Annotated in this window: 4 protein-coding genes; 3 read left to right on the forward strand and 1 reads right to left on the reverse strand. The window is 59.3% G+C overall.

The genetic code is table 11. The annotated features are described in order from the left end of the window. Positions 1 to 536 precede the first annotated feature (536 nt). Entirely contained in the window at positions 537 to 878 is a 342-nt protein-coding gene (locus QZY07_RS02830; RefSeq protein ID WP_295399586.1) for a TusE/DsrC/DsvC family sulfur relay protein, read from the forward strand. A 60-nt stretch (positions 879 to 938) separates the two neighbouring features. On the opposite strand, the gene QZY07_RS02835 is transcribed toward QZY07_RS02830, so the two are convergent. Continuing rightward, positions 939 to 1,394, reverse strand: a complete 456-nt coding sequence (locus QZY07_RS02835) for a hypothetical protein (RefSeq protein WP_295399587.1) — start codon at positions 1,392 to 1,394, stop codon at positions 939 to 941. Between the two features lie 356 nt (positions 1,395 to 1,750). On the opposite strand from QZY07_RS02835, the gene QZY07_RS02840 reads away from it, so the two are divergent. Further along, a complete protein-coding gene (locus QZY07_RS02840; RefSeq protein WP_363183630.1) occupies positions 1,751 to 2,110 on the forward strand; it encodes a hydrogenase expression/formation protein in 360 nt (119 codons plus the stop codon). A 16-nt stretch (positions 2,111 to 2,126) separates the two neighbouring features. Then, the gene (locus tag QZY07_RS02845) at positions 2,127 to 3,236 is read left to right on the forward strand and encodes a hydrogenase small subunit (RefSeq protein ID WP_295399589.1); all 1,110 of its coding nucleotides are present in this window, start codon (positions 2,127 to 2,129) and stop codon (positions 3,234 to 3,236) included. The last annotated feature ends 149 nt before the right edge of the window (positions 3,237 to 3,385 follow it).

Genomic DNA, 3,385 nt, shown 5'->3' on the forward strand with positions numbered 1-3,385 from the left:
CCATGAAAACAGCGTGACGTGGCGTCGATGTCGTGAAAAATGGCCATTCAATGACCCATTGATGAGAAAGTCACCTTGATTTTCAGCCTCCAGAGCGGCTTCGCCGCGACGTCCGACCTAAGTCGGACAGGCTCCTAGGAGATTTATGAAACATTCGGGCTAACTTCCCCATACGTTAATGGCGCCCACTCCGCATCCGTGACGTCGCTGGGGGTAGCGCAAATGAATGCGGTCATCGCGGTGACGGTTTTCGCTTGTCCACATGGCTGGTCCCTCCTGAGAACCAGCACCTTTGACCTCGCAACCGACTTATCTCATTCAAAAAACTTGTTCGACAGACTCCGCGGATTGCTGGGTGGGAAACTGGAGAGTTGCATCCTTGAGATTTTCGTGCATTCTTGAAGTCGCGGACGATTGACAATTATCAATCCATGCGCCGTTGTAAGCGAAATAGCGTTTTAACAGGGAAGCACCGCCAACGGAAGGCGATAAAACCACCAGTAACCGTAAACCACCCTCGGGTGGAGGAGTGAAATATGTCCACCATGCAGATCGCGGGTCGGGATCTGGCGTTCAACAAACAACGCCTTCTCGCCAACTTCGATGATTGGAGCATGAGCGTTGCCGATGCATTGGCGGAGGACGAAGGTCTCGTCCTCTCCGAATGTCATTGGAAGATTATCCACTTTCTACGGGAATACTACGGCACTCACGAGATGCCGCCGTCACCGCGGGTCATCATCAAGGCGATCGGCACGGAACTGTCCGCGCACGTTCCCTGCACGCGCAAGCACCTGGAAGGTCTGTTTCCGAATGGGGGCTGCAAGCAGGCTTGCCGCATCGCCGGACTGCCGAGATATTACTGTCATTCCTGCTGACGCTCACGCGTTGATCAAGCTGTCGGGCGGAGGAGAATTGCCACCCGACGAACAACGCAATCAGTCTAGAAAAGTGTTGGCGAGGGCGTACTGATGATCTGCTTCGGCGGACTCAGAGGCGGTGTCATCGTCCATCATGGCGCAGTTGACCGCCATCCGTGACTGGACGGCTGCCTTCCAGGCGCGGTTCTGCCTCTCTGTCATCAACTCATCGGGGGTCAACGCGGCGGCGGCGGCGGAGGCAACGAAGTGGTCGGCCTGAGCCAGCCAGTCGGTATCCTTGCCGCAATCGGTGTAAGTTTTGACGGTATAGGCCCTCGCGGACTTGAAGGCATCTTCCAGTTCGCCCGGCGTGACATCGTCCCGTAGACCCGTTGCGATGGCGCGATGGATGCGCTCGTCACGGCTAAGGCGCAGGATATTCTCGGCAAACCGGGAACCGAGCAGGCGTTGTTGCTCCGCCGTCAACCGATTGAGTGCGGCACGGAGTTCCTGGTCATTGGTGATTTTAGCCATTCAGGTGGGATCCTCGAAGTGGGAACCACGCGATGACATGATTTAGATGTCCCGCGTCGGATGATATGTCGATCTCGCTCGATGCTCGATAACGTTCACGGCAGTAGCGATCTCAACCATTAGGGTAACTCAAACTCGACAGGTAGCAAGCAGAGAGACATTGGTGCTTGCTAATTTTTTAAATTGCTAAAAAAGCCTGCGCCACGTCAACGTCACGATTGTGCAAAGAGGCTAAAGTTCTTTGACTTATTCCTGTGATTCAACATAGGTCAGGCGTGGATCAATTTTCAGTCACCCTTGGATCGAAGGCGCCTTGCGCCGGCAAGCCTCAAGATCACGGTCATGCCCTGCCCATCTTGCATGAAATCCGCCACGCCCTGGAACGTCTGATCGCGACCGGCGAGGAGACCCGGATCGACCTCAACGCCATGCCGTTCGGCCCCGGCGATCTGGATCGTCTGCGGGCCTGGCTGGGAACGGGCGAGGTTCAGGCCAGCGTCTCGGCGATGGGGCTGACGCTGATCCAGGAAACCGCCATCCCCGGCGTCTGGCTGGTGGACTACCAGAATGCCGACGCACAGCGCCTGACGCTGCATCTCGAGATCGCTCCCGTGCCGGAGATCCTGCGCCCGCAAGCGCAAGACCTCGCGGAGGCGATCGCCACGCTCGACGCCCGGCTGGAAGAAGGCCAGAGCAACCCGCCTCGCTCGTCCTGACCCTGAAGGAGGGACCATGCCCGTCCGCAAGAACCCCGATAAAACCCTGGGCGAAAGCCTGCGCGACCACGGCCTTTCGCGCCGTGGTTTCCTCAAATTCTGTGCGGCGACCGCTTCCATGATGGCCCTGCCGCCGAGTCTGGTGCCGGCGATCGCCGCGGCGCTCGATGCCGCCCGACGACCCTCGGTGATCTGGCTGTCGTTCCAGGAATGCACCGGCTGTACCGAGTCGCTGACCCGCAGTCATGCGCCAACGCTGGAGGATTTGATCCTCAACATCATCTCGCTGGACTATCACCATACGCTCCAGGCCGCCGCCGGCGAGGCTGCGGAGGAGGCCCGTTTCCAGGCAATGGAGGCCAACAAGGGCGACTATCTGGTGATCGTGGACGGCTCCATTCCGGGGCCGGATTCAAATCCGGGTTTCTCGACCGTCGCCGGACACAGCAATTACGACATCCTGATGGAGACGGTAGAGCATGCCGCCGCCGTGATTGCGGTCGGCACCTGCGCCGCCTTCGGTGGACTGCCTCAGGCCAATCCCAATCCGACCGGCGCCAGATCGGTGATGGATCTTGTCAAGGACAAGCCAGTCATCAATGTCTCCGGCTGCCCGCCCATTCCTATGGTCATCACCGGCGTGCTGGCGCATTACCTGACCTTTGGGCGGCTGCCCGAACTGGATGCCTATCGCCGACCGCTGGCCTTCTACGGTCAGTCGATCCATGATCGCTGCTATCGCCGCCCCTTCTACGACCGGGGCTTGTTCGCCGAGAGTTTCGACGACGAGGGCGCCAAATTAGGTTGGTGTCTGTATCGGCTGGGCTGCAAGGGACCGAGCACCTACAACGCCTGCGCTACCATGAAGTGGAATGACGGCACCAGTTGGCCAATCGAGTCCGGCCATCCTTGTCTGGGCTGCTCCGAGCCGAGTTTCTGGGATGCCGGCGGCTTCTATGAACCGCTTTCGGTCCCGCTCACGGCCACCTCCGGAGATCTACTCAAGACCGCCACCGTCGGCGCGGTGGTGGGCGGCGGGGTTGCGATGCTGGCAAAGAAGCGAGCCAAGGACGCGGTCGCCAATCGCCAACCCGTCACAGTCGAAGAGTTGGAGGATAGGCTATGAGCGGCTCGATGGCATTTCTGCTGTGGACCAAGGGGCCGATGTTCAACATCGCGCTGGCGATCTTCGCCATCGGTCTGTTCGCGCGCCTGGCCGAGATTTTTCTGCTCGGACGCAAGCCCAACTATGCCGAACCCCGCGCCAGCGAATGG

The organism is uncultured Thiocystis sp., assembly GCF_903866365.1.
GTDB lineage: Bacteria > Pseudomonadota > Gammaproteobacteria > Chromatiales > Chromatiaceae > Chromatium.

Bases quoted from the DNA above. Each gene is read 5' to 3' on its own strand.
- QZY07_RS02830 (WP_295399586.1), top strand. From the start codon at position 537: ATGTCCACCATGCAGATCGCGGGTCGGGATCTGGCGTTCAACAAACAA.
- QZY07_RS02835 (WP_295399587.1), bottom strand. From the start codon at position 1,394: ATGGCTAAAATCACCAATGACCAGGAACTCCGTGCCGCACTCAATCGG.
- QZY07_RS02845 (WP_295399589.1), top strand. From the start codon at position 2,127: ATGCCCGTCCGCAAGAACCCCGATAAAACCCTGGGCGAAAGCCTGCGC.